The 21,493-nt window shown below is 63.2% G+C and carries 18 protein-coding genes; 5 read left to right on the top strand and 13 right to left on the bottom strand.

Translation table 11 applies throughout. The features are described 5' to 3' along the window. Window positions 1-112 precede the first annotated feature (112 nt). Window positions 113-766 carry an alpha/beta hydrolase gene (locus ACV17W_RS14410; protein WP_462593012.1) on the bottom strand — a complete coding sequence of 218 codons (654 nt, stop codon included), beginning with the start codon at window positions 764-766 and terminating at the stop codon, window positions 113-115. Window positions 767-858: 92 nt separating this feature from the next. Here ACV17W_RS14410 and ACV17W_RS14405 point away from each other — a divergent pair, with 92 nt between their 5' ends. The 3 genes from ACV17W_RS14405 to ACV17W_RS14395 are packed head-to-tail and all read left to right on the top strand — an operon-like array spanning window position 859 to window position 2,686. Further along, window positions 859-1,719, top strand: coding sequence for a biotin--[acetyl-CoA-carboxylase] ligase (locus ACV17W_RS14405; protein WP_462593011.1), 861 nt, complete (start codon window positions 859-861; stop codon window positions 1,717-1,719). After that, complete coding sequence (locus ACV17W_RS14400; protein WP_462593010.1) at window positions 1,716-2,522, top strand: type III pantothenate kinase; 807 nt, start codon at window positions 1,716-1,718, stop codon at window positions 2,520-2,522. Before ACV17W_RS14405 ends, ACV17W_RS14400 begins: the two co-directional genes overlap by 4 nt. Before the next feature lie 11 nt (window positions 2,523-2,533). Next, window positions 2,534-2,686 (top strand): hypothetical protein, encoded by a 153-nt coding sequence (locus ACV17W_RS14395; protein WP_462593009.1) that lies wholly within the window; start codon window positions 2,534-2,536, stop codon window positions 2,684-2,686. Window positions 2,687-2,834: 148 nt separating this feature from the next. On the opposite strand, the gene ACV17W_RS14390 is transcribed toward ACV17W_RS14395, so the two are convergent. The 12 genes from ACV17W_RS14390 to ACV17W_RS14335 form a co-directional block, all read right to left on the bottom strand. Then, complete coding sequence (locus tag ACV17W_RS14390) at window positions 2,835-4,130, bottom strand: 3-deoxy-D-manno-octulosonic acid transferase (RefSeq protein WP_462593008.1); 1,296 nt, start codon at window positions 4,128-4,130, stop codon at window positions 2,835-2,837. A gap of 53 nt (window positions 4,131-4,183) precedes the next feature. After that, window positions 4,184-5,206 (bottom strand): lipopolysaccharide heptosyltransferase I, encoded by a 1,023-nt coding sequence (waaC, locus tag ACV17W_RS14385; RefSeq protein WP_462593007.1) that lies wholly within the window; start codon window positions 5,204-5,206, stop codon window positions 4,184-4,186. Window positions 5,207-5,303: 97 nt separating this feature from the next. Beyond that, window positions 5,304-6,434, bottom strand: a complete 1,131-nt coding sequence (locus ACV17W_RS14380; protein WP_462593006.1) for a glycosyltransferase — start codon at window positions 6,432-6,434, stop codon at window positions 5,304-5,306. Then, on the bottom strand, window positions 6,431-7,564 hold the full coding sequence (locus tag ACV17W_RS14375; RefSeq protein WP_462593005.1) for a glycosyltransferase family 4 protein: 1,134 nt from the start codon (window positions 7,562-7,564) through the stop codon (window positions 6,431-6,433). The genes ACV17W_RS14380 and ACV17W_RS14375 overlap by 4 nt, the downstream gene beginning before the upstream one ends. Further along, window positions 7,555-8,481: an NAD-dependent epimerase/dehydratase family protein gene (locus ACV17W_RS14370; RefSeq protein ID WP_462593004.1), complete on the bottom strand. Its 927-nt coding sequence runs from the start codon at window positions 8,479-8,481 to the stop codon at window positions 7,555-7,557. Before ACV17W_RS14370 ends, ACV17W_RS14375 begins: the two co-directional genes overlap by 10 nt. Then, the gene (gene gmd / locus ACV17W_RS14365; RefSeq protein ID WP_462593003.1) at window positions 8,459-9,496 is read right to left on the bottom strand and encodes a GDP-mannose 4,6-dehydratase; all 1,038 of its coding nucleotides are present in this window, start codon (window positions 9,494-9,496) and stop codon (window positions 8,459-8,461) included. The genes ACV17W_RS14370 and gmd overlap by 23 nt, the downstream gene beginning before the upstream one ends. Window positions 9,497-9,533: 37 nt before the next feature. Then, window positions 9,534-13,217 carry a glycosyltransferase family 4 protein gene (locus ACV17W_RS14360; protein ID WP_462593002.1) on the bottom strand — a complete coding sequence of 1,228 codons (3,684 nt, stop codon included), beginning with the start codon at window positions 13,215-13,217 and terminating at the stop codon, window positions 9,534-9,536. After that, window positions 13,217-14,524, bottom strand: coding sequence for an FkbM family methyltransferase (locus tag ACV17W_RS14355; RefSeq protein WP_462593001.1), 1,308 nt, complete (start codon window positions 14,522-14,524; stop codon window positions 13,217-13,219). Before ACV17W_RS14355 ends, ACV17W_RS14360 begins: the two co-directional genes overlap by 1 nt. Next, a complete protein-coding gene (locus ACV17W_RS14350) occupies window positions 14,521-15,747 on the bottom strand; it encodes an ABC transporter ATP-binding protein (RefSeq protein WP_462593000.1) in 1,227 nt (408 codons plus the stop codon). Before ACV17W_RS14350 ends, ACV17W_RS14355 begins: the two co-directional genes overlap by 4 nt. Continuing rightward, window positions 15,747-16,541 (bottom strand): ABC transporter permease, encoded by a 795-nt coding sequence (locus tag ACV17W_RS14345; RefSeq protein WP_462596559.1) that lies wholly within the window; start codon window positions 16,539-16,541, stop codon window positions 15,747-15,749. Before ACV17W_RS14345 ends, ACV17W_RS14350 begins: the two co-directional genes overlap by 1 nt. Continuing rightward, entirely contained in the window at window positions 16,541-17,965 is a 1,425-nt protein-coding gene (locus tag ACV17W_RS14340; protein WP_462592999.1) for a mannose-1-phosphate guanylyltransferase/mannose-6-phosphate isomerase, read from the bottom strand. The genes ACV17W_RS14345 and ACV17W_RS14340 overlap by 1 nt, the downstream gene beginning before the upstream one ends. 137 nt (window positions 17,966-18,102) lie before the next feature. Further along, window positions 18,103-19,209: an MraY family glycosyltransferase gene (locus tag ACV17W_RS14335; protein ID WP_462592998.1), complete on the bottom strand. Its 1,107-nt coding sequence runs from the start codon at window positions 19,207-19,209 to the stop codon at window positions 18,103-18,105. 371 nt (window positions 19,210-19,580) lie between these two features. On the opposite strand from ACV17W_RS14335, the gene ACV17W_RS14330 reads away from it, so the two are divergent. After that, window positions 19,581-20,840 (top strand): O-antigen ligase family protein, encoded by a 1,260-nt coding sequence (locus ACV17W_RS14330; protein ID WP_462592997.1) that lies wholly within the window; start codon window positions 19,581-19,583, stop codon window positions 20,838-20,840. A gap of 60 nt (window positions 20,841-20,900) precedes the next feature. Beyond that, the gene (locus tag ACV17W_RS14325) at window positions 20,901-21,467 is read left to right on the top strand and encodes an SRPBCC family protein (protein WP_462592996.1); all 567 of its coding nucleotides are present in this window, start codon (window positions 20,901-20,903) and stop codon (window positions 21,465-21,467) included. Window positions 21,468-21,493: the final 26 nt, after the last annotated feature.

The raw sequence follows: 21,493 nt of genomic DNA, 5'->3' as shown, positions 1-21,493 counted from the left end.
GGCGCAAAGCTGCAACATTATAGGCAGTGGTATGAGACTGCGCGGGCGCGCTAACGTTCCGCTACAAGCGCGCACCGCCCTACATGCCTGGCGAACAAGAGGGCCGGCGCAGTCAGTCGAGCGCCACTTTCAGGCGCGCCTGCACCAGCGCACGCAATACCAGCAGCTTGCCATGGAAGAAATGCGTGGCGCCGGGCACCACCACGATAGGCAGGTCGCGGGGCCGGGCCCAATCGAGGGTTTCGGACAAGGGCACCACGTCGTCGTTCTCGCCGTGCACCATCAATGTGTCGGCGGGCACTTCGGTTTCCTGGGCCTGGAATCGCTGCACTGCCGCCCCCATCAGCATCAGGGCGGAGGGCAAGGCAGGATCGCCGGCCTCGGCCAGCGCCGCATAGGTCTGCGCGGCCACCGCCGTGCCGAACGAGAAGCCAGCCAGCACCCACGGCGCGGAAGCAAGTTTGGCATGCCTTTCCCGCACCTGGCTGACCAGGGCCAGCATGTCGCGCGTTTCACCGCGGGCCTTGTCGAACTGCCCTTCCGATTTCCCCACGCCGCGGAAGTCGGGCCGCACGGCCATCAGGCCATGCTGCACGCAGGCCCGCGCGATGGTGGTCACGACCTTGTTGTCACGCGCACCGCCTTGCAGCGAATGCGGATGCAACACCAGGGCCCAGCCGCGGGGCGGCTCCGCGGGCCAGTCAATGGCGCAGTCGATGGCACCGGCTTCGCCGGTGTAAACCTCGGTTTCGGTACGTGCGGACATAAGAAAGCGTCAAATGGGGTTGGCAGCCTTCATGTTAACAATCGGACGCCGCCTGGTGACCCGCCTTGCCGCGGTGCCCTACAATCGCCGCCATGCCTCACGATCCCCGCCATACCGACCTGCCGGCGCCCGAGGCGCTGGCGCGAGAGCTGTCCGCGCGGCTGGACGGTTTCCAGTCGGTCGACTGGACGGCCAGCACCGGCTCGACCAACGCCGACCTGCTGGCCCGCGCCCGCGGCGGTGCCGGAACCTGGCTGCTGGGCACGCACCTGCAACAGACCGGGCGGGGCCGCGCGGGGCGTCCCTGGCAGAACCGCAGCGGCGCCGCGCTGATGTTTTCGTGTGCCTATCCGGTGCGCATTCCGCCTGCCCGCCTGCCCGCGCTGTCGCCCCTGGCTGGCCTGGTGGCCTGCGAGGCCCTGCGCGGCCTGGCCGGCGGAGCCGAGGGGCTTTGCGTCAAATGGCCCAACGACGTGCAGTGGTACGACGCCAAGCTGGCGGGCGTGCTGGTCGAATCCACCCGCGATCCGGCCGTGCCGGGCGGCTATGCCGTCGTCATAGGCATGGGCGTGAATCTACGTGACGCCCACGCCCTGTCCCAGGCCCTCGGCCGGTCGGTCGCCGACTGGACCTGTGTGGTCGAACAAGCGGGCAGCAAGCCCGTCAGCGCCACCGATATCGTGTGCGCTGTGGCGTTGGCCTGGCAGGCGGCCGTGCGCGAGTTCGAAGCGCAGGGCTTCGGGGCCTTTCAACACCGCTACGCGGCGGTCGACGCGTTGGCGGGCCGCGCGGTGAACGTCATCGACCAGGGCGCCGTACTTTTCGACGGCACGGCCAGCGGCCTGGACGAACACGGGCGCCTGTATGTGCAAACCGCGCAGGGCAAAGTGCCGGTATCGGTCGGCGAGATCTCCATCCGCCCGGCGGCCGCCCTGCCGGAGAACCATTCATGATCCTGCTGATCGATTCCGGCAATAGCCGCCTGAAGGTGGGCTGGCTAGACCCTAGCTCGGCCGCCGAGCCGCGCGAGCCTGCGGCCGTGGCCTTCGACAATCTCGATCCCCACGCGCTGGGCGATTGGCTGGGCACACTGGACCGCACCCCCACGCTGGCCCTGGGCGTGAACGTAGCCGGCGCCGAGCGCGGCGAGGGCATCCGCGCGGCGCTTGCCCGCCACGCCTGTCCGGTGCACTGGATCCGCTCGCGCGCCGAACTGCTGGGCCTGCAGAATCGCTACACCCAGCCTTCCCAGCTCGGGTCCGACCGACTGGTATCGCTGCTGGGCGTGCTCAGCCGCCTGCCATCCGGCCACGCGCCCTTCGTACTGGCGTCATTCGGCACCGCCACCACCATCGATACCGTGGGCGCCGACAATGTATTCATCGGCGGGCTCATTCTGCCCGGACCTGCGCTGATGCGCAGTTCGCTGGCGCGCGGCACGGCCAATCTGCCCGTCGCGGACGGGCAGGTAACCGATTTTCCCGTCGACACCCACCAGGCCATCGCCTCGGGAATTGCCGCTGCCCAGGCGGGGGCCGTGGTGCGCCAGTGGCTCGCCGCCAGCCAGCACTTCGGACGCCCGGTCGATATATACGTGGCCGGCGGCGGCTGGCCCGAGGTACAAGAAGAAACCGTGCGCCTGCTGTCGCTGGCCAGTACCGTCGCGGGCCAGCCTCCCGCGCCGACCTACCTTGACCGCCCGGTCCTGGACGGGCTGGCCCTGCTGGCGGCGCAGCCCGATCCGCAATCCTTCTGAGCGTGCCTCACATGCGTGTACTGTTCCTGCTGATCGTAGTGGCCAACGTCTGGGTATATGCCATGGGCCAGGGCTGGCTGGGGCGCAGCCCCGACGACGCCGGGCGCGACCGCGCGAGCGCGGGCCAGGAACTCAACGCCGATAAAGTGGTTATCCGGCGTTGACTCTCCGCGCGGGCGCCTGGCCGAGAGCCCGGGTGGGTACAGCGCCGGCCCCTGACGCAGGATCGTTCAAGGCCGGCACCCATGCCCCCACCGGGGCCCGGCAACCCGGCGGCCCGTGCGGGTGCGAAGCAATACCCCGTGCCGCAGGCTACAGCCAGCCGTCGAGCGCCCGCAGGGTGCGGGAGCTGGCGCCGGTATGCGCCGCCGACCAGCGATGCGCCGCCTCGCCCATGGCACGGCGCCGGGCATCATCGTCAAGCAACCCCAGCGCCGCATCCAGGGCCGCCGCCGGACCCGCGACGCGCACGACGGCGCCGGCGGCGATCGCGTCTTCGGCAGCCTGCTTGAAATTGAAAGTATGCGGACCGACCACCACCGGCACGCCGGCTGCGCAGGCCTCGATGAGGTTCTGCCCGCCCAGCGGCGCAAAACTGCCTGCCACGATGGCCACGTCCGCCGCCGCGTAATAAAAAGCCATTTCCCCCAAGGTATCCCCCAGCACCACGTCGACGTCGCCGTCGACGGGCGGCAGGCCTTCCAGCCGCGCCTGCAGGCTGGAACGTCGGGCGCACGACAGGCCCGCGGCGCGCATCTGCGCCGCTGCGTCGTCGAATCGTTGCGGATGGCGGGGTATCAGGACATACAGCACAGGGCGGCCGCCGCCGGCCCGCGCGCGCATGGCGTGCGCGAAAGGGGCGTCTTCGCCTTCGCGGGTGCTGGCCACCGCCACCACCGGCCTCCCCAGGGCCTGTCGCCATGCCCGCCCGGCCTGCACCTGATCCCGCGGCAGTTCCAGGTCGAATTTCAGGTTGCCCGTGACCTGTACCTGTTGCGCGCCCGCAAGCTCCAGGCGCCGGGCGTCATCGAGGGTCTGCGCCAGCACCGCGTCCAGGCCCGCCAGCGCCTCGCGCAGAGCCTGCCCCATCCATCGCGCCTGCCGCAACGACGAGGCCGAGAAGCGTGCGCTCACCAACGCCATGCGCACGCCTTGCCGGCGTGCCTGCGCCAGCAGGTTGGGCCACACTTCGCGCTCGATCAGCAGACCGCAACGGGGCGTGTATCGCTGCAGAAAGCCCCGCACCGCACCCGGAAAATCGTAGGGCAGCCAGGTCTGGCGCAGCTGGCCGGCCGCAATCGCCGTGGCGAACAGGCGCGCCCCTTCGGCGCGGCCCGTGGCCGTCGTGTGCGTCAGCAGCACGGGCAGCTCGCGTTCGAGCAAGGCCTGTATCAGGGGTTGTGCTGCGCGCGTCTCACCCAGGCTGACGGCATGTACCCAGACGGGGGGCCGGGCGAATGGAGCGGGGTCGGACCGATCGGGCCGCCCGAAGCGCGCCGGAGAAAAAATGCCCCAGTCTCCCCCCGCGCGCCGGGCTCGCCGCGCCATCCACAGCCAGACCAGCGGGGCCGCCGCGCGCAGGGCCAGGGTATAGGCGCCGCGCCGCATGTCAGGCCGCCACCTCGCGGCGCCTGTTCAGGCGGGCAGGGCTGGCCGGCATGTCAGTCGGCCGCCAGGGCCTGGTCTACCGAGGCCAGCACGGCTTCGCGCGACGGCGGCGCACCCCGGTCGCCCAGGCTGGCCGTGAAACTCGAACCGACCAGCGGCGTGCGCACCGGTGTCGATGCGCGATAGATGCCGACCGTAGGTCTACCCAGGGCCGCCGACAGATGGGTGAGCCCGCTGTCGAGCCCGACCATGATGCGCGCGCCTGCCAGCTGGCGGGCAATGGCGGTCAGGTCCATGCGCGGCAGCACCTGCACCCCATCGAGGCCCTCGACCAGCGCTTGCGCACGCGCCGTTTCCTGGGCGTTGCCTGCCAGCAGGCGCAAAGTGCACCCGGCTGACCGCAGGCGCGCGAACACGGCGCGCCAATCGTCTTCCGGCCAGAGTTTGTCGTCCCGGCTGGCCGACGGCATGATGATGGCGTAGCCGTGATCCGTATTCAGGTGATGATGCGGACGCGCGCAGTCTTCCGTGCGCGCAACGCAGGCGCGCGCTTGCGCGCGCGCCTCTTGCACGAAGGCCTGCAGGCCGAAGTCCGGCGGCCCGTCATAGGTGTAGTCGAAAGCCAGGGAAGCCAGGGTCCGCTGCCGTATCACCGCAGGTTGCCAGAATTCGACCCGATGGCGATGCTGGTAGAAGAGCGACGCCAGCGGCTCGCGAGCCGACCGCCAATCGAGGCCGTGGCGCGCCCCGCGGGCCTGACGCACCAGCCACGCCGACTTCATCAACGCCTGCATATCGAGAATGACGTCGTACTGCACGGCGCGCAGGCGCTCGGCCAGCGCGCGCCGTTCTGCCTTGACGGGGGCGGACCACCACGCCTTGCGCCAGCGCCGGTGAGCCACCTTGATAACCTCGTGCACCGCAGGGTGCCAACCCGGAATTTCGGCGAACGCCTCTTCCGCCACCCAATCGATGACGGCGTCGGGCACATGGCGGGCGATGTCGGATATCGCCGGCAGCATGTGAACTAGATCGCCGAGCGACGAGGTGCGGACGATGAGAATTCGAGTGGACATTAAATGCGGAAAATCCACGCCGGGCGACCGTCAGGCGTGAACTTACGAAAACAATAACTGGCCAGCATAACGCATACAGGCGCCATTCGCAGCCTTCTTAACGTTGCGCCAATTCGCGAAACAGCGCCGCGTACGCTTGCCCCAGCGGGGCTCCGGAGAATAAACGCTCGTAACGCGCCCTGGCGCCCTGCCCCAGCCGGTTCGCCAGCAACGGCACGTTCAACAAGTCATTCATGGCCGCAGCCAGTGCATTTTCGTTCTCGGGCGGCACCAACAGGCCGCTTTCGTCGTGCGCGTTGACATACGACATGCCCGACCCGATCTCACAGCAGACCAGCGGCCGTGCATGCATGGCGGCTTCCACGAGCACCATGCCGTAGGCCTCCGACCGCAGGTGGGACGGCAGGACGAACGCCAGGCAACGTTTCATGAGTGCGGTTTTCTCGGCGTCAGACACCTGCCCAGCAAATATCACGTTGCGGGCGCCAAGACGGGTCGCAAGCGCCCGCAATGCTTCGTCTTCCGTGCCCGATCCGGCGATGACCACCGGCGCGTCGACCTGCCTGGCTGCAGCCACCAGGGTGTGCAGGCCCTTGTAGTAGCGCAGCGCGCCCAGGAAAAGGAAGTAAGGCCGATCCGCCGCCACGCCCAGCCGGCTGAACACGCCCGTGTCCTCCACTTCCGGGGATTCCACGATGCCCAGGGGTATGGTGCGGACCTTGTGCTTCCAACGTTCATCAGACAAGACCGGGCTCGTCGCGGCGTAGGTGGGCGAGGTCGCAACGATACTGGACACCGACGAGAGCATGCGCCGCATCAACGGCGCATACGCGCGCCCTAACCAGCGCTGCCGCACGATATCCGAGTGATACACGAGCACCGAGGGCGCCTTGGGCCGGGTCACCAGATCCATCAAATCCGCGAATGGCCAGGGAAAGTGATAACAGACGACGTCGGCCTGGCGAGCTTGCTCGGCAAATCGGAGCAGCGCGCCCGGCCCGCCCAGATCGCAGGACGCCGGCGCCGCCCACGAACGGGCCCGCACCACGCGACCCTCGGGGCGATCCAGCTGCGGGGGGCTGGGCTGCGAAGACAGCGTGAAAATGGTGCTTTGAACGCCGTGGAACGAAGTTGCCAGGCAGATTTGACGCATGGCCTCGGCGACGCCGCCGGGCGGATCGGGGTGATAAACGCGGTAAACGTGCAAGACGCGTAACGGCGGATTCATGAACTCTGCCTCGGGGAATCGCGTCGCACTGCGCACGCCTCTTCAAAGACTTCCCACGTCTCTCGAGCCGCCTTGCACCATGAAAATCCGGCGGCCACATCACGCGCACGCGACGCCAGTGCGCCGTGCAGGTCATCGTCGGCAAGCAAGCGCAGCAAGCCCTGGGCAATCGAGGCTTCGTCTCGCGGATCCACCTGCAGCCCTGCGTCCCCCGCCACTTCGGGCAGTGAAGAGACGTTTGATACCAATACCGGTACGCCGCAAGACATGGCCTCGATCAGCGGCAGACCGAAGCCCTCATAGAGCGACGGCATGGCCAGGAACCGGGCATGCGCATACAGTGAGGCGAGAAGCGTGTCATCCACGTATCCCGTGACGACGACATCTCGCGCGATGCCAAGCTCGCGCGCCAGCTGGTGCACATCCACGCCGCCCCAGCCGCTGCCTCCCGCGATCACCATCTGATGACCGCTGCGCACCGATTCTGGCAGGCGTGCAAAGGCGGTCAGCAGTCGGCGCAGATTCTTGCGCGGTTCGAGGGTGCCCACAAACAGAAAATAAGGGCGTTCCACACCGCGTTGGACCAAAGCGGTCCGAGGTACCGGCGTACCCATCGGCGTCACGCCCAGATGAATCACCCGGACCTTACCGCGGGCGTCAGGGAACTCGTCTTCCACGTCCTGCGCGGTGCTGTGCGACACCGCGATGATTCGATCGGCCAACCGAACGGCGTCTGGCATCAACCGCTTTTCCATCCAGCGGCTGAGCGGACGCATGGTTTCACCTGCGTGGCGCCACACCAGATCGTGGATCGTGACCACGCGCGCGATGGAGCGCGGCAGAAAGCGCGGCAGGCGATGCGCGCCCCCCCAGAACACATCAACTTTATCTCGCGCCGCCTGCCATGGCATGACGCTCTGCGACCAGAGCATGCGTCCCGCGCGGCCTGGCATGGACATCGAGCGGACGCGCGCATTGCGCGCCGACCAATCGCCGGCGATGGGCTCTCCGGGCATATACAGGAAGAATTCGCCGTCCCGGGCGAGCAGTTCGCGCGAAGTCTGCCACACATAGCGGCCGATGCCCGTAATGGGCGCTGCCAGCAGGCGCGCGTCGACTCCTACCCGCATTCCGGCTCTTTCCCGCTAAACATCCACTGCAGAGTGTCTTGCAACGCAATGTGGCGCAACGGACCGATGGCTTGCTCAAGCCTGTCGGCGCTGCCCTGCAGTCTGCGAACCTCGTTGGAACGCACGAAGGCCGGGTTGACGCGCACTTCGATACGATAGCCGGCTATGGCTTCCATCATGGCGATCACGGCTTTCAGCGATACCGCCCGTCCGGAACACACGTTGAACACGCCGCCGGCCGGCGCCTGTTCCAGCAAGCGCCGATACGCGTCGACAACCCGGCGCACATCGGAGAAGTCGCGCTCCACGTCGATATTTCCCAGCTCTATGACACGTTCACCACGCTGGAAATGACTCACGATCTTCGGCAGCAGAAACTGCGGCGCCTGCCCGACTCCTGTGTAGTTGAACGGTCGCACAATGACGATCGGCAATTTGTCCGTCCATAACCGCGCCATGTACTCCATTGCCAGCTTGCTGACCGCATAATCGTTGGCCGGATCAGGCAGCACGGATTCGTCTATCGTCTCTACCTGGGCGTTGCCGTAGACATTGGCGCTGCTGGCCAGCAGCACGGCACGCGGCCGACGGTCGAGTTCCGCCAGAGCATCCAGCAGATTGCGCGTACCCACCACGTTCGTGCTGTACATACTCTGCGCGTCGCCATGCGCCACGAACGCAATTGCGGCCAGATGCACCACAACGTCGGGCTGCACGTCGGCCACCACCCGCGCCATTTCCGCACGGTCGCAGAGATCGGCCGCATAAACATCCGGCGCCAACCGTTCGGCACCGTGCGCGGTGCCAAACACCCGGTAGCCCGCCTGCTGCAACGACTGTGCGAGATAGCGACCCGTAAACCCGCACAGCCCCGTCACCAGGGCGCGGGGCGCGTCAGAACGAGAAACCGCGCTCATTTCGACCGATGTCCGCTTCAACCATCATCGTGCACAGCTGCTCGAGCGTGGTCTTGGGTTCCCAACCCAGCTCGTTGCGAGCCTTTTCCGGATTGCCAATCAACAAATCGACTTCGGCCGGCCGGTAGAACCGCGGGTTGACCTTGACCAGCGTTTTGCCGGTTGCCGCATCTATGCCGACTTCGCTCTCGGCCGCTCCCTGAAAATCCAGATCGATGTCCACAGTCTTGAAAGCCATGCGGACAAAATCACGCACCGTTTCCGTGCGATTGGTGGCAAGTACGTACGTATCGGGCGCGTCGGCCTGCAACATGCTCCACATGCCCTCTACGTATTCCTTGGCGTAGCCCCAGTCGCGTTTGGCATCCATATTGCCTAGCTCGAGCACGTCAAGCTTCCCGAGCTTTATCTTGGCCACCGAATCAGTGATCTTGCGGGTAACGAACTCACGGCCACGCAGCGGCGACTCGTGATTGAACAGAATACCGCTGCACCCAAAGATGCCGTAGCTTTCCCGGTAGTTGATCGTTATCCAATGGGCATAAAGCTTGGCGACACCGTACGGACTACGCGGATGGAATGGCGTGGATTCGACCTGCGGAACCGACTGCGCCTTGCCGAACATCTCGGACGTGCTTGCCTGGTAGAAGCGAATTTTCGGGTTCACCACCCGAATGGCTTCCAACAGATTCAGCGGGCCGATACCGGTGATTTCCGCCGTGGTGACAGGCTGGTCAAACGACACGCCCACGAAACTTTGCGCGGCCAGGTTGTAGACCTCGGTCGCCTGAGTGCGCTCCAAAAGACGGATGCTGGCGGAGAGGTCCGTCAAGTCGTACTCCACCAGGTGCAAATTCGGATGCTGATCGATCCCGAGCTCTTGAATGCGCCAGAAGTTGACAGAGCTGGTGCGCCGGAAGGTGCCATAAACAGTGCAGCCCTTGTCCAGCAGGAACTGCGCCAGGTACGCGCCATCTTGACCCGTAATGCCCGTAATGATGGATATATTGTTCATACGATCGATTAATTATTAAGTCGGCGAAGCTTCAAGGCTACGCAGCGTTTTCAGGGCCGGCAGCCGTGCCCTGCCCATCGAGCAGGACCTCACTCAACCGGGCAGCACTGTCTTTCCATGTCATGAAGGGCATACCGTCGGAGGCGGGCGCCTGGCCCTCGGCATTGCGCGACAACCAGTGATCGATCGCGTCGGCGAGGTCTTGGCCTTCCTGCGCTTCAAAATAAGCCGCATGATGCCCCGCTACCTCGCGGAACACCGGGATATCGCGCGCCAGTATCGGAAGCTTGTGACGCGCGGCTTCGATGAGGGGCAAGCCGTAGCCTTCTGCATACGAGGCCGCAAGCAAGCAGATGCAAGCCCGGTACATCTGCTGCAGGAACTCATCGCTCGCGTCCTCGAACCAGAACAGCCGGCGGCCGTGCTGGGGGTGATTGCGCAGCCTCTCTGCCAGCTCGGCCGTCTTCCAGCCTTCTTTCCCGACTATCACGAGATTGACCGGGCGGTCGGCACGCCACAGTGCCTCGAATGCGTCCAGCGCCTGCGCATGGCCTTTACGGGGCTCCAGCGTGCCGACCATCAGAAAGGACGGATCGGCGCGGAACGCGGCCAACCGTTGTTGCGCGTTGTCGGGCAAGCCAGCCGTCGGAATCGAATTCTCCAGATCGGCCCCCATATGGAACCAGCCTTTTGAAAATGACCTCATCCGCTGAGGTCGATGGGCGGCAAGCCATTTGGTGAGCTCGCCCTCCGTCGCTTTTGAAATGCAGATGGCGCCGTCACTTTCAGCGACCACCTCCGCAAGCCATCGCTCATAATTCGCCACGACGGGCGGTTCCGAGTAGGCGGGATTCAATGCTAACAGGTCGTAGACCACAAATTTCACTTGCACGCCCTGCCTACGCATCGTCTGGTAGAAGGCGGCCTGTGCCAGGCTGATGGGCGGCGAGAGGTCCAGCCCAATAAAGACATCGCGCTGCGAGAACTCGATCAAGTCATCCTTCAGCCCGCCGGCATCGCTGCCCATCAAACGCGCTACGAAATTTCTGGCGTAGCGATAAGGCTGGTCAAGTTGCGCGTAGACCGGTGCGAGCGTATAGCCTCTCGGAGGATGTTCGAGCCACTCTTTCAACAGGCTGCGTACCACGCGCTGAATACCGGTTCTGGCATCGTGGCGCACCAACTCCGAGATGTCGACGAAGAGCTGTGGTCTCGCCGCGTTCTGCACCAGCGCGGTTTTCAAATGTTCCGCACTGTCTTCCCAACTGGACCAGGCGATATGCTCGGACCGCGGATGCGTTCCCTCGCGATACATGGACAGCCATTGTCCGAGCGACTGCCGAAGATCATGCGCGGACTCGCCGGAAAAGTACCATGCTGCATCACCCGCCACCTCGCGAAATACGGGGATGTCTCGAGCAATAACGGGCACCTTGTGTCGAGCCGCCTCGATTACAGGCAAGCCGAACCCTTCATTCAGACTCGCCGCTACCAGGCAGCTGGAAGATTGGTAGATCGCGTCCAGATAGCGATCGCTGATACCTTGCAACCAGAATAGGCGCCTGCCAGCTTCGACGTGCTGGCGCACACGGTCGGCGAACGCCTCCATTTTCCAACCCAACTGCCCGACAAAGACCAGATTGACATCCTCACCGTCGGCCCACAGCAGTTCTACCGCGTCGAGAATCTGTACCTGGCATTTGCGAGGCTCAATCGTCGACACGCAAAGAATGCTGGGCCGGGACCGGATGATGGATAGCGTTGCCTCGGCATCAGCCGGGAGTTCGCCTGCCGGTTCCGCAGCCGTCTCCACCCCGTTATGGACCCATGTGCACTGGAAATCCCGCGAAGTCGTCAGGCCTTGATCGCGTATCCAGGCCAGCAAGGCATCTGAAGTCGCCTTGGAAACGCAGATGGCGCCGTCGCTGGAGGCGATGACCTGCATCAACTGCTCGTGTAGCGATGTGAGCTCCGAGTTCCAGAAACATTCCGGCATCTCGATAGGCAGGAGATCATGAACCAGGAACTTCACCGTCACGCCGTGACGCATCAAGGTCTGATAGAACTCGCGATGCGCTATCTGGACCTGATGCTGCATGTCCAATGCGAAGAAGATATCGCCACGCTGCCATCTCATCGGCAGCTCCGTGGCATCGGATGCGCCATCAGCCTGTCGGGGCGCGGCGTGTGCATAGCGGCGAGCATACCGGTAGCCCTCGTGCGCCGTCGCATACACCGGTTCGACGCTGAACCCCTCGGGCGGGGACTGCATCAAGCAACGCAGATAATTTCGCACGACGCGCTGAACACCCGTACGCGCGTCGTCTTGGTAAAGCTGCGAAATATCGACAAGCAACTGCCTCTGGAAACCGGTCTGGGCGTTCTGGGCCAGGCAGGCCGCGAGCGGCTTGAGAATCTGCGAATCGGCCTCTTTCGTCAATCGGCCGACCACCGCGGCGGCCAAGGCATCCGGCCGTGGAGGCTTATCGCCCAACCGCCGTGATGACACCACCCCCGTCCATGCTTCGATGGCACGCCGCGCGACGATGTCCCAGGAAAACCGCTTCGACTGTTCCAGCCCGTATTCTCTCAAGCTCTCGCGCCACTCGGCATCGCGAAGAACCCTGATCATGCTTTCGGTAATTGAGCGTGTATCGGAGGGATCGAAGAGGACATCATCCCGACCCACCACTTCGGGAAGACTGCTCGAATTGGCGCAGATAACAGGTGCACCGCACGCCATCGCCTCGAGCGCAGGCAAACCGAATCCTTCGTGCCAGGACGGAAACACGAAAGCACTGCACAGGTTATATAGCCATATGAGCTCTTCGTCGCTGATGTACCCGGTCAGTATGAAATCGGATGTGGCAATGCGCCTTGCCTTGGCCTGCTGTCGCAGCGCCTCGGACTCATGAGCCGGCATCTTTCCTGCAAACACCAATTTCACTTCGGCGCGCAATTCCGCCGGCAATTGGGCATAGGCGTCGATCAAGCGTGGCAGGTTCTTTCTTTCGTCCGCCCCACCGGTGTACAGAAGGAAGTTCTGGGTCAGGCCGAACTTCGCCTGAAGAACGGCCTGCTGCTGCGGGCTGACGACCAACTTTCGAAAAGCGCCATCAGTCGCGCTCGAGACTGAAACGATACGTTCTGCCGGCAGGCCCAGGTTCGTCAGCCCTTCCTGCCTGGTGAACTCCGAGTTCGAGAGCAATACTGAGGCCCGCTTGAGATATTCCACTTTCCGGAAATACCAACGCGACACTTCCGGATGGGGATCCAGGTACTTGGCCGAGTTCACCAGTGGTATCAGGTCGTGCAGTAGCACGCTTACCGGCGTCGTGTTGTCGAACTCCCCGATACTGGTCACGCCGAAGCCCGCGACGCCCTCGAACAAGCTACCCAGGTGAACGACGTCTGGCCGGAGGCTTGCGATGAACGCTTCCCGAGCAATCTCTGCAATTTCCCGACGTGCGTCGTTGCCGGGCACACACTCTTCCACCGGCCCCACCGCATGCCAGACCAGAATATTCTGTTGCGGCAACAGCCCCTCGAACTCGCTTCTTATCGCTTCAATGGACTCGGGCATCAGGCCATTCAGCGCCAGCAAAACTTCGTGATCGCCGCGATTCCGGACAACGCCCTTGGCGAATCCCATCACGTAACGGCCTATGCCCCGATAACGGCTTTCGGTCTGCGCCCCCTGCATATCGAGCACTATGCGCATTAGAGCTTCTCCCGCTTGAGGTGTTGATATGCCGCTCTCAGCTCGTCGTATACGCGGTTGCCGTGAGCCGTGAGGCTCGTGCCATTGAAGAAGTCGAGGTGCGCGGACCCGGCTGACGCTGCGGCGCCGGGGCCTTCAACCACCCGTCGCAACCTGCTCTTCAATCCGGGGGCGCCGTTCAGTACGCTCAGTGCAAAGCGCCGCAGTCGCGGGTTGCGATTCACGCGCATTGCGCTCCACCTGAGCGCCGACTTGGCCGCGGCCTTCAACCCGCGCGGGAACAAAGTGCGTATGGCCCACCGCATGGGTGCCGTTATGCGCCAGGACGTGCTCGCGAATACGTCCCGGAGCTGCTGCTCCAGCTGTGCACGCTGGTGCTCGGCGGACCGAGCTCGTTCCTCTGCATTGCGCATATCAAGCTCGGCGGTCTGATGCATCGCCTCTGCTTGTTTCAATCGCTGCTCCGCCAGGTGCCGCTCCGCCTCTGCCTGGTGCAAACGTTGCTCGGCCAGCTGTCGCTCTGCGTCCGCCTGGTCTAAGCGTTGCTCTGCGAGCTGTCGCTCGGATTCGGCCGCTTGGAATCGTTGCTCACTTTCTCGCGCCTGCACTTCGGCGGCAACCCAGCCTGAGCGTTTGTAGTCGTCAAAAACGTTTGGTGGGTATCGCAGCAAGGCCGCAAGCTCCGCACGCTCATCGGCGACATAGAATCGATTCAACCCATCAGCATAGGCCAGGGCATACCCATTATTCAAAACCCGGGTTTCCCATCGGTAATGAACCTCTTCGGTGGAATCCGGGCTCGTCGATTCCACGATCAATATCCATGGGCGGAACCTGGAAAAATCCATGCCCTCGATGACGGCTTCCTCGAACCCCTCTACATCGACTTTCAGAAAATGAATGTCGGGCGAGGTGACATAGGTCGCGCAGATGTCGGATAAAGGTCGAACCGGCACCTTGATCATGGTTCCAGCGTGCCCTGCGGCTCGGCGATTCGCAATCACGTCGGGCGCAGCGCTGGCCCAGCCCCTTACCTCGGAATCCCAAAGGTCGAGCTCGCCGACTTCGCGACCGGCCGCGCACTGAAGGTTGATGTCGTCCGGGCGGGCTTCGACCAGGTTTTTCCAGTGCGTCGCCACGGGCTCGATATTGATGCCGCGCCAACCCCGGTCGTAGAAGGCCTTGGTGACGGAGTCCTCTGCCGGGTCATTGGCTCCCACATCGATATAAAAGCCTTTGTCCACTTGCCTCAAGGCCCGCCACAGCATGACATCTTCGAGGTTCTGCGCGTACGAGATGAAGCTCATGTTGATCGCTCGATGACGACTTCGGGATCCAGCCAAGCCACGCCCGAGAAAAAGGGCTTGTCAATGTTGATGACATTGAAGACCAGGGCAAGATCTCGCCATTCGTAGTTGTTTACCAGATGGGTGTCGGTGCTCGATAAGGAGGTCTGGATGGAATAGTCGCCCGGGCCTAGATTCGCTTCGAAATCGAACCTGAACAGGAGCTTGGAGTCGGGCGCCACGTCGGTCAACGCGCACTTCTTGAGATCTGTATTGGTGCCGTAGATAACCTGGCCGAGCCGGTCCTTGATGCCATATCCCAACACCAGTCGGGGAATGAAGTCTCGCGTCTGCACCTCGACCTGCAGGGTGACGGCTTGTCCGACATCGAGCACCTCGAGACGATTTCCCGACTTGTCGAGCAATGCGATATCCGTGACCGTCGCCTCGCCGGTGCCCGACACCGTCTGCACCTTGCCGCTCTCGAGTACCTCTTGCTTGACCTCCTGACCTTGATGGTCTGCGAGCATGGCGTTGTAGTAGTCCATGACAGCTTCGGGCTCGCCTTCCATCAAGAGTTTGCCCGCGCTAAGGAGAATGGCGCGGTCGCAAATCGACTGGATAGCCTGTTTGTCGTGCGAAACGAGCAGGAGCGTCGTCCCGAGTTTCCGGAACTCACGGATACGATCGAAACTCTTGTGCTGAAAGTACGTGTCTCCGACCGACAACGCCTCGTCCACGATAAGAATGTCCGGGCGCACGGCGGTGGCCACGCTGAAAGCCAGGCGCACCTGCATGCCGCTCGAATACACGCGCACAGGCTGGTCGATGTATTCGCCGATTTCTGCAAAGGCCTCGATCTCGGGCATGCACGAAAGGACTTCTCCGACGCTCATCCCGAGCAGCTGGCCCGCCATGATCACATTCTGGCGACCGGTGAATTCGGGGTGGAAGCCCATGCCCAGTTCGAGCAAGGCAGCAACGCGACCGCTCATGTAAACCGACCCGGTCGTCGGCTGGGTGGTTCCGACGATCATCTTCAGGAGCGTACTCTTGCCGGCGCCATTGATGCCGATGATTCCCACCGCTTCACCAGGCGCCACAGCAAAATTCAGGTCCTCCAGCACCCAATGGAGCTTGTGACGCGGCGTGCCGCGCGGATCCATCCATTCAATCAGGCGCGACCAATGCGTCGGGTACTGCTTGTACGCTTTACCCAGATTCGTGACAGTAATGCTGCCCATCAGAGTTCATCCACCATTTCGCCGACATGCCGGCGGAACAGCCGCAAGCCCAGTAAACACAACAAGGCCGCCAATGCGGCCACCCAAGCCAATGCACGCATATCGGGCCATTCGCCCTGCATCAGGATTGTCTGGCTGGCGCCCACCAATACGGCCATGGGATTGAATTGCATCAGCGATTGCAGGCGCTCCGGAAGAATGCTCGCGGGATACACAATGGGAGTGCCCCAGAACCAGAAGTTCAGGAAGATCGCGAAGAACTGACCGACATCTCGAAAGAAAACGTTGAGCACTCCCAAGGTAACCCCCAGGCCGACGGCGAAGGCAACCATCACGGTCAGCACCGGCACCAGCGCCACGAAAGGCCATCCGGGGAAGTTGCCCGTGGCGATCAGGAACAGCGTGAACAGCGTGAAAATAATTGCGAAATTGACCAGGCCGTTGGCGACTACCGTTACCGGCAGGCACATGCGCGGGAAGCTCAATTTCTTAATCAGATTGGCGTTGTCGACGAAGGTGTTCTGAGCACGGCTGACGATCTCGGCAAAGAGCCCCCAGGTCAGCACGCCCGCACACAAGTGGATGCTATAGGCGAACGTGCCATCTACGCCCGGCAATTTGGCCCGCATGACCTGCGAAAAGATCACCGTGTAGATGACGATCATCGACAACGGGTTGAGCACATTCCATACAGCTCCCAGCATGGAATTGCGGTATTTCGACTGGAACTCGCGTTTCACGTTGCCCGCGATAAAGCCGCGGTAGTTCCATATAGCCCTGACCATTCCAACCATCATGCGCGCCCGTATATGTCTGCGAAACGTACGATATCGTCTTCGCCCAGGTATTCGCCGCTTTGGACTTCGATCATCACCAGATTGAGCACACCCGGGTTTTCGAGTCGGTGCTTGTGCCCGGCCGGGATATAGGTGGATTCGTTCGTCGCCACCAGCAGTTCCTGGTCGCCGTTGACGACTTTCGCCATACCGCTGACAACGATCCAATGCTCGCTGCGATGGTGGTGCATTTGCAGGCTAAGGCTCGCGCCCGGCTTGACCTCGATACGCTTGATCTTGAAGCGCGAGCCTTCTTCAAGCACGGTATAGGTGCCCCAGGGACGCGTTACGGTGCGATGCAGCCGATAAGCGTCATGACCCTGCAGCTTCAGCTTGCTCACCACCTTCTTCACTTCCTGCGCCTTGTCGGCGTGTGCCACCAGCACCGCGTCGGGCGTGTCGATGACCAGCAGGTCCTGTACGCCAACGGCTGCCACCAGCCGGTCGTCACTCTGGACATAGACGCGTTGGCTGTCGACGAACACGGCGTTGCCTGCGGCGCGGTTGCCGTCGGCATCGGGGGGTGTCAGGTCGCTCATGGCAATCCATGACCCAATATCGCTCCAACCGAAATCGCCCGGCACGACCGCCACATTCGGAGAGCGCTCCATGACGGCGTAGTCGATCGAAATATCGGGCACCTGCGCGAACGTGTCGGCGGGAATCTCCGCCATTGCGCTTTCGCCCGCGCCGGCCGCGCAAAGCGAGTCCCAGCACGCGCGGGTGGCCGTATCCACATCAGGCGCCACGGCAGCGATTTCCTGCAGGACCGTACCAGCCTTGAAGCAGAACATGCCCGAGTTCCACAGGAAACGGCCGGAGTCGACGTAGGCGCGAGCCTTGTCCAATGAAGGCTTCTCGACGAATCTGACGACCTGCTTGCCGCCCCCGAGATCGGCGCCGGTCTCGATGTAGCCGAACCCGGTTTCAGGTGCCGTGGGGATAATGCCGAACGTCACCAGCTTGCCTTGTTCGGCCAGGACCTTGGCAGCCTCGACGGCACGGGTGAAGGCAGCCAGGTCTTGCACCAGATGGTCGGCCGGCAATACCAGCATCAGGGCATCGGGCCCGTACAGCGCGGCCACCTGGTGTGCGGCCATGGCCACGGCCGGGGCCGTATTGCGACCGGCAGGCTCCAGCAGGAACGCGTTGGACGAAACATCCACCTGGGCCAGTGCCATCTCGTCCTTGCTCATGAAGTAGTAGTCACGGTTCGTGACCGTGACGATGCCTTCGGCGCCCACCGCGGCCGCCCGCTTGTAGGTCTTCAATAACAGGCTTTCGCCGTCGGCGAGCTTCATGAAGGGCTTGGGATAGCCTTCTCGCGAAACGGGCCAGAGGCGGGTGCCTGCACCACCGGAGAGAATGACGGAAATCAGCATAGAAAACCTTCAATGAGCGCTTTTGGCTGAACCATGTTTTCATGGAAGCAGCTGCCTAGCCAAGTATGAGTTGATCGTGCTTTCCGGCGGTGCCATCTTGCAGCCCTTTATTGCCATGGGCAGCACCGCAAAAACACTCAATTTGTTCGCTTCTTCTTCCTCACGAGCATCCACTTCGGCATGCGAAACAATACCAGCCGGCGATAGAGCATCACGTAGGTCACCGAGAACACCGCCACACAGGTCATCAATACGATCGGCATCTGCCAGAAGAGCACCGCCGGGATCACGGCCAGCGAAGAAAGCAGCCACAGATACGGCGAGGTCAACGAATTTCGCCAGGTCAGGTGATGCGCTTCGCGCGAACCCACTGCCCACCGCACCACGCGCTTGTAGATCAGCATGTGCAGGTGCACGCCGTCGGGCGCGCCGGGAGATCGCCCGCGCAGCCAGCGCTTGCGATAGATCGAGAACAAAGTCTCGAATATGGGGTAGATGCACAACAACAACGGAAACCACGCAGAGACTTCGGGGTGGCGCGCCAGCAGCAGAACCGACAGCTCACCTATCATGAAACCCAGGAAGTACGCCCCGCCATCGCCCAGAAAGACGTGGCCGCGCGGATAGTTCCAGATCAGGAAGCCCACGACGCCGCCCAGCATGCCCAGGGCCACGATCAGCAGCATGCGGTCGCCCACGTAGAAACAAACGTAGGCGAAGCCAGCAAAAATCATGGCCGACACCACGGCCGCCAGGCCGTTGTAGCCATCGATGATGTTCAATGCATTCGCGGCACCACTGATGGCGACCAGCGTAAAGACAAATGACACGACGCCAAACTGCAACAGCCAGTCGACCCCGATGATGTCGACACGGGTAACGGCGGCGCCGAGCAGGAAATACGCCAGCGCGCCGCTTGCCATGGCCAGCAGCAGGCGGGTGAGGACGCGGACGCTCTTGGTCAGGTCTTCGGCCAGCCCGCCGAGAAAGGCAGGCGAAGCGGCCAGCATCAAAAGAAGCAGCTCTGACAGCTCTTGCGGTTCGCGAAAGGCCGCCACCACACAGGTGACGCCCATGGCGACGACCAGCGAGACGCCGCCGATGCGGGGCACAGGCGTAGCGTGGTATTTCTGCACCCCCACCAATTGATGGTCGGTGAGCATGCCGTTGCGCCAGAAGCGGCACCGGATGATCAGGGCCGTGAATACCAGCGAAGTCAGGAACGCGGTCAACAGATATTGCATAAGGTGGCTGTGTAATGAACCGGCTCAGCCGATCCCGGGCGAATTGTATGAGTTGCCGCCGCGGCGGGTTGTTTCCGGATACTTGAATAGTCCGCAGATGTTAGTGACATGTGTCCTGTGGATTGAATACGGCCCTATTTGTCGGTAAATGACGTTAACTCGGTTATACTGCCAAGGCGAAACGCCCCAAGGAGACGTCCGCGTCTCCGCTTGGTACGTCCGGATTCAAGCCGCTTGATGTCCCGCGCCGTCCATGACATATGTCTAAAGCCGGGAATTTGACAGATTTTATTTCATTTGCATTATCTTGTAGTATTTGCTGCAGTAGATAGTGCCCCACTACGCTGCAGGCGGCCCGGACGGCCAGTGCCATGATGTACTCCACTCTACGCCACGCCACCCCGCTGGTCACCATCCTGGTGGGCCTGTTGCCCGTGCTCACGCTTTCCGCGGGCGGCGGCAGCGGTCTGTTCTACGTGTTGTCGCTGGCCTGCCTGATCGTCATCATGTCAGCGCCCGGGCCTCAGCGCGGGGCGGTCCTGCGGCCTTATGGCGGATTGATCGCCCTGTTGTGCCTGCCCCTGGGGGCCGCGCTGCTCAGCCAGTCCATCAATGGTGAGTGGGGCGGTGCCGAGATCGAACGCGGCCTGCGGATCGCCCTGGGCTTTCCCTGCCTGACGGCGGGTTTCCTGCTGCTGGATCGCGAGCGGCTGCGCCAGTTCGCGTGGGGCCCCATGGCCGCTGGCCTGCTGGCCACGGCCATCGTGGTCTACCTGACGGGGCCGACGCTCGAGCGCCCCATCACGCCTCAATTCAATGCCGTCGGCTATGGGAACCTGATGCTGCTGATGGCCGTGCTCGCGACCTACAGCGTACTCTGGCCCCTGACGCGCCATCCCCGTCTGGAACGCGCCATCAAGATCGGTGTCGCGGCGCTCACGTTTGCAGGCTTCGTGCTGACCCAGACCCGCACCGGGTGGATGGCCATCCCGGTGTTCGCCCTGATCGGCGTGGGGCTGGCCGGATGGCTGCACCGGCCGCTCCGGGCCCTGGCGGGGCTGGTCGGCATCGGGCTGGTGGCGCTTGCCGTCGGCGCAAGCAGCCCCGCCCTGCGCGATCGCGTGCTGGAGGGTGCCCACGAGGTCGAGCAATGCCTCACCGTCGACCCGGTGGCCGACACGTCCATGTGTATACGCCTGCAGCTCTGGAAGGCGTCCTGGACAATGTTCAAGGCGGCCCCCTGGTCCGGCATCGGCGGCGGCTCCCGCTTCAACGATGCGCTTCAGCAGCACGCTGCGCAAGGGGCCGTCTCGCCCTACGTGGCACGAAATTTTGGCGAGCCGCACAACGACGTGATGATGGCGCTGGTCACCTACGGGCTGCCGGGCGGGCTGGCGTTACTGGTCCTGTACATCGCGCCGGCGTGCCTGTTTGCGCGGCGGATGCGCCAGGGCGTGCCTCGGGCCGAACGTGCCGCGGCCGCCATGGGCCTGGCGGTGTGCCTGGGCTTTGCCGTGTTCGGCATCACGGAACTGATGTTCCGAGGCATGCGTTCCGTCAGTCTGTATGTCACCCTGATTGCGTTGTTCACGGCATTGTCTGCCCCAGGCGCTGGTCAAACCCGCCGATAAGGGCCAGAATAGGTTCAAAGCCGTTGACAATCAGGTCCCCGGGCCTGCAAGGAGACCGCCATGCGCATTGCCGATGCTCAATGGATTCCCTCCACCCCACACCAGACGTGGGATGCCCTGATGGACCCGGAAGTCCTGCAGAAGTGCCTGCCGGGCTGCGTCCGGATCGAGCGGCGTACCGCCACCGAATACGCCCTGTCGCTGCATACCAGCGTCGGCGGTCAAGACGCCCATTACGAATGCGACGTGCTGCTATCGGAACTGAATCCGCCGCATGGCTGCGCACTGGCGTTCGACGCCAAGAGCCAGGCCGCCAGCTTGGCCATCGGCACTGCCCAGATCACGCTGACCCCTAAAGACGAAGGCACGCGGCTGGGCTATACCGTGGCCGCCATGGCCGGCGGATCGCTGGGCAAAGTGGGCGAGCCGATGCTGATGAAAGCCGGCGGCAAGCTGGTCAACAAGTTCTTCGCCGCGTTCATCGACCACATGGCCAAGCTACCGCGTACGGCGCCGCCCCCCGAGCCGGCCGAACCCGAACGGGGGCTCACCTCATCGCGCTGGTCGTGGCTGGCCGTGGCGGCGGTGGTGCTCGTAATACTGGGATACCACGCGCTATTCAAATAGGTGAAATCCCTAAACCGACGGTGATA

Source organism: Bordetella sp. MIP270_01_BMS (genome assembly GCF_054958705.1).
Note: the sequence above shows the minus strand (reverse complement) of the source record. Positions and strands in the feature narration are given on the sequence as shown.

Bases quoted from the DNA above. Each gene is read 5' to 3' on its own strand.
- ACV17W_RS14355 (WP_462593001.1), bottom strand. From the start codon at position 14,524: ATGAGCTTCATCTCGTACGCGCAGAACCTCGAAGATGTCATGCTGTGG.
- ACV17W_RS14350 (WP_462593000.1), bottom strand. From the start codon at position 15,747: ATGGGCAGCATTACTGTCACGAATCTGGGTAAAGCGTACAAGCAGTAC.
- ACV17W_RS14340 (WP_462592999.1), bottom strand. From the start codon at position 17,965: ATGCTGATTTCCGTCATTCTCTCCGGTGGTGCAGGCACCCGCCTCTGG.
- waaC (WP_462593007.1), bottom strand. From the start codon at position 5,206: ATGTCCACTCGAATTCTCATCGTCCGCACCTCGTCGCTCGGCGATCTA.
- ACV17W_RS14390 (WP_462593008.1), bottom strand. From the start codon at position 4,130: ATGCGGCGCGGCGCCTATACCCTGGCCCTGCGCGCGGCGGCCCCGCTG.
- ACV17W_RS14345 (WP_462596559.1), bottom strand. From the start codon at position 16,541: ATGGTTGGAATGGTCAGGGCTATATGGAACTACCGCGGCTTTATCGCG.
- ACV17W_RS14380 (WP_462593006.1), bottom strand. From the start codon at position 6,434: ATGAATCCGCCGTTACGCGTCTTGCACGTTTACCGCGTTTATCACCCC.
- ACV17W_RS14395 (WP_462593009.1), top strand. From the start codon at position 2,534: ATGCGTGTACTGTTCCTGCTGATCGTAGTGGCCAACGTCTGGGTATAT.
- ACV17W_RS14375 (WP_462593005.1), bottom strand. From the start codon at position 7,564: ATGCGGGTAGGAGTCGACGCGCGCCTGCTGGCAGCGCCCATTACGGGC.
- ACV17W_RS14330 (WP_462592997.1), top strand. From the start codon at position 19,581: ATGATGTACTCCACTCTACGCCACGCCACCCCGCTGGTCACCATCCTG.
- ACV17W_RS14400 (WP_462593010.1), top strand. From the start codon at position 1,716: ATGATCCTGCTGATCGATTCCGGCAATAGCCGCCTGAAGGTGGGCTGG.
- ACV17W_RS14360 (WP_462593002.1), bottom strand. From the start codon at position 13,217: ATGCGCATAGTGCTCGATATGCAGGGGGCGCAGACCGAAAGCCGTTAT.
- ACV17W_RS14325 (WP_462592996.1), top strand. From the start codon at position 20,901: ATGCGCATTGCCGATGCTCAATGGATTCCCTCCACCCCACACCAGACG.
- gmd (WP_462593003.1), bottom strand. From the start codon at position 9,496: ATGAACAATATATCCATCATTACGGGCATTACGGGTCAAGATGGCGCG.
- ACV17W_RS14410 (WP_462593012.1), bottom strand. From the start codon at position 766: ATGTCCGCACGTACCGAAACCGAGGTTTACACCGGCGAAGCCGGTGCC.
- ACV17W_RS14370 (WP_462593004.1), bottom strand. From the start codon at position 8,481: ATGAGCGCGGTTTCTCGTTCTGACGCGCCCCGCGCCCTGGTGACGGGG.
- ACV17W_RS14335 (WP_462592998.1), bottom strand. From the start codon at position 19,209: ATGCAATATCTGTTGACCGCGTTCCTGACTTCGCTGGTATTCACGGCC.
- ACV17W_RS14405 (WP_462593011.1), top strand. From the start codon at position 859: ATGCCTCACGATCCCCGCCATACCGACCTGCCGGCGCCCGAGGCGCTG.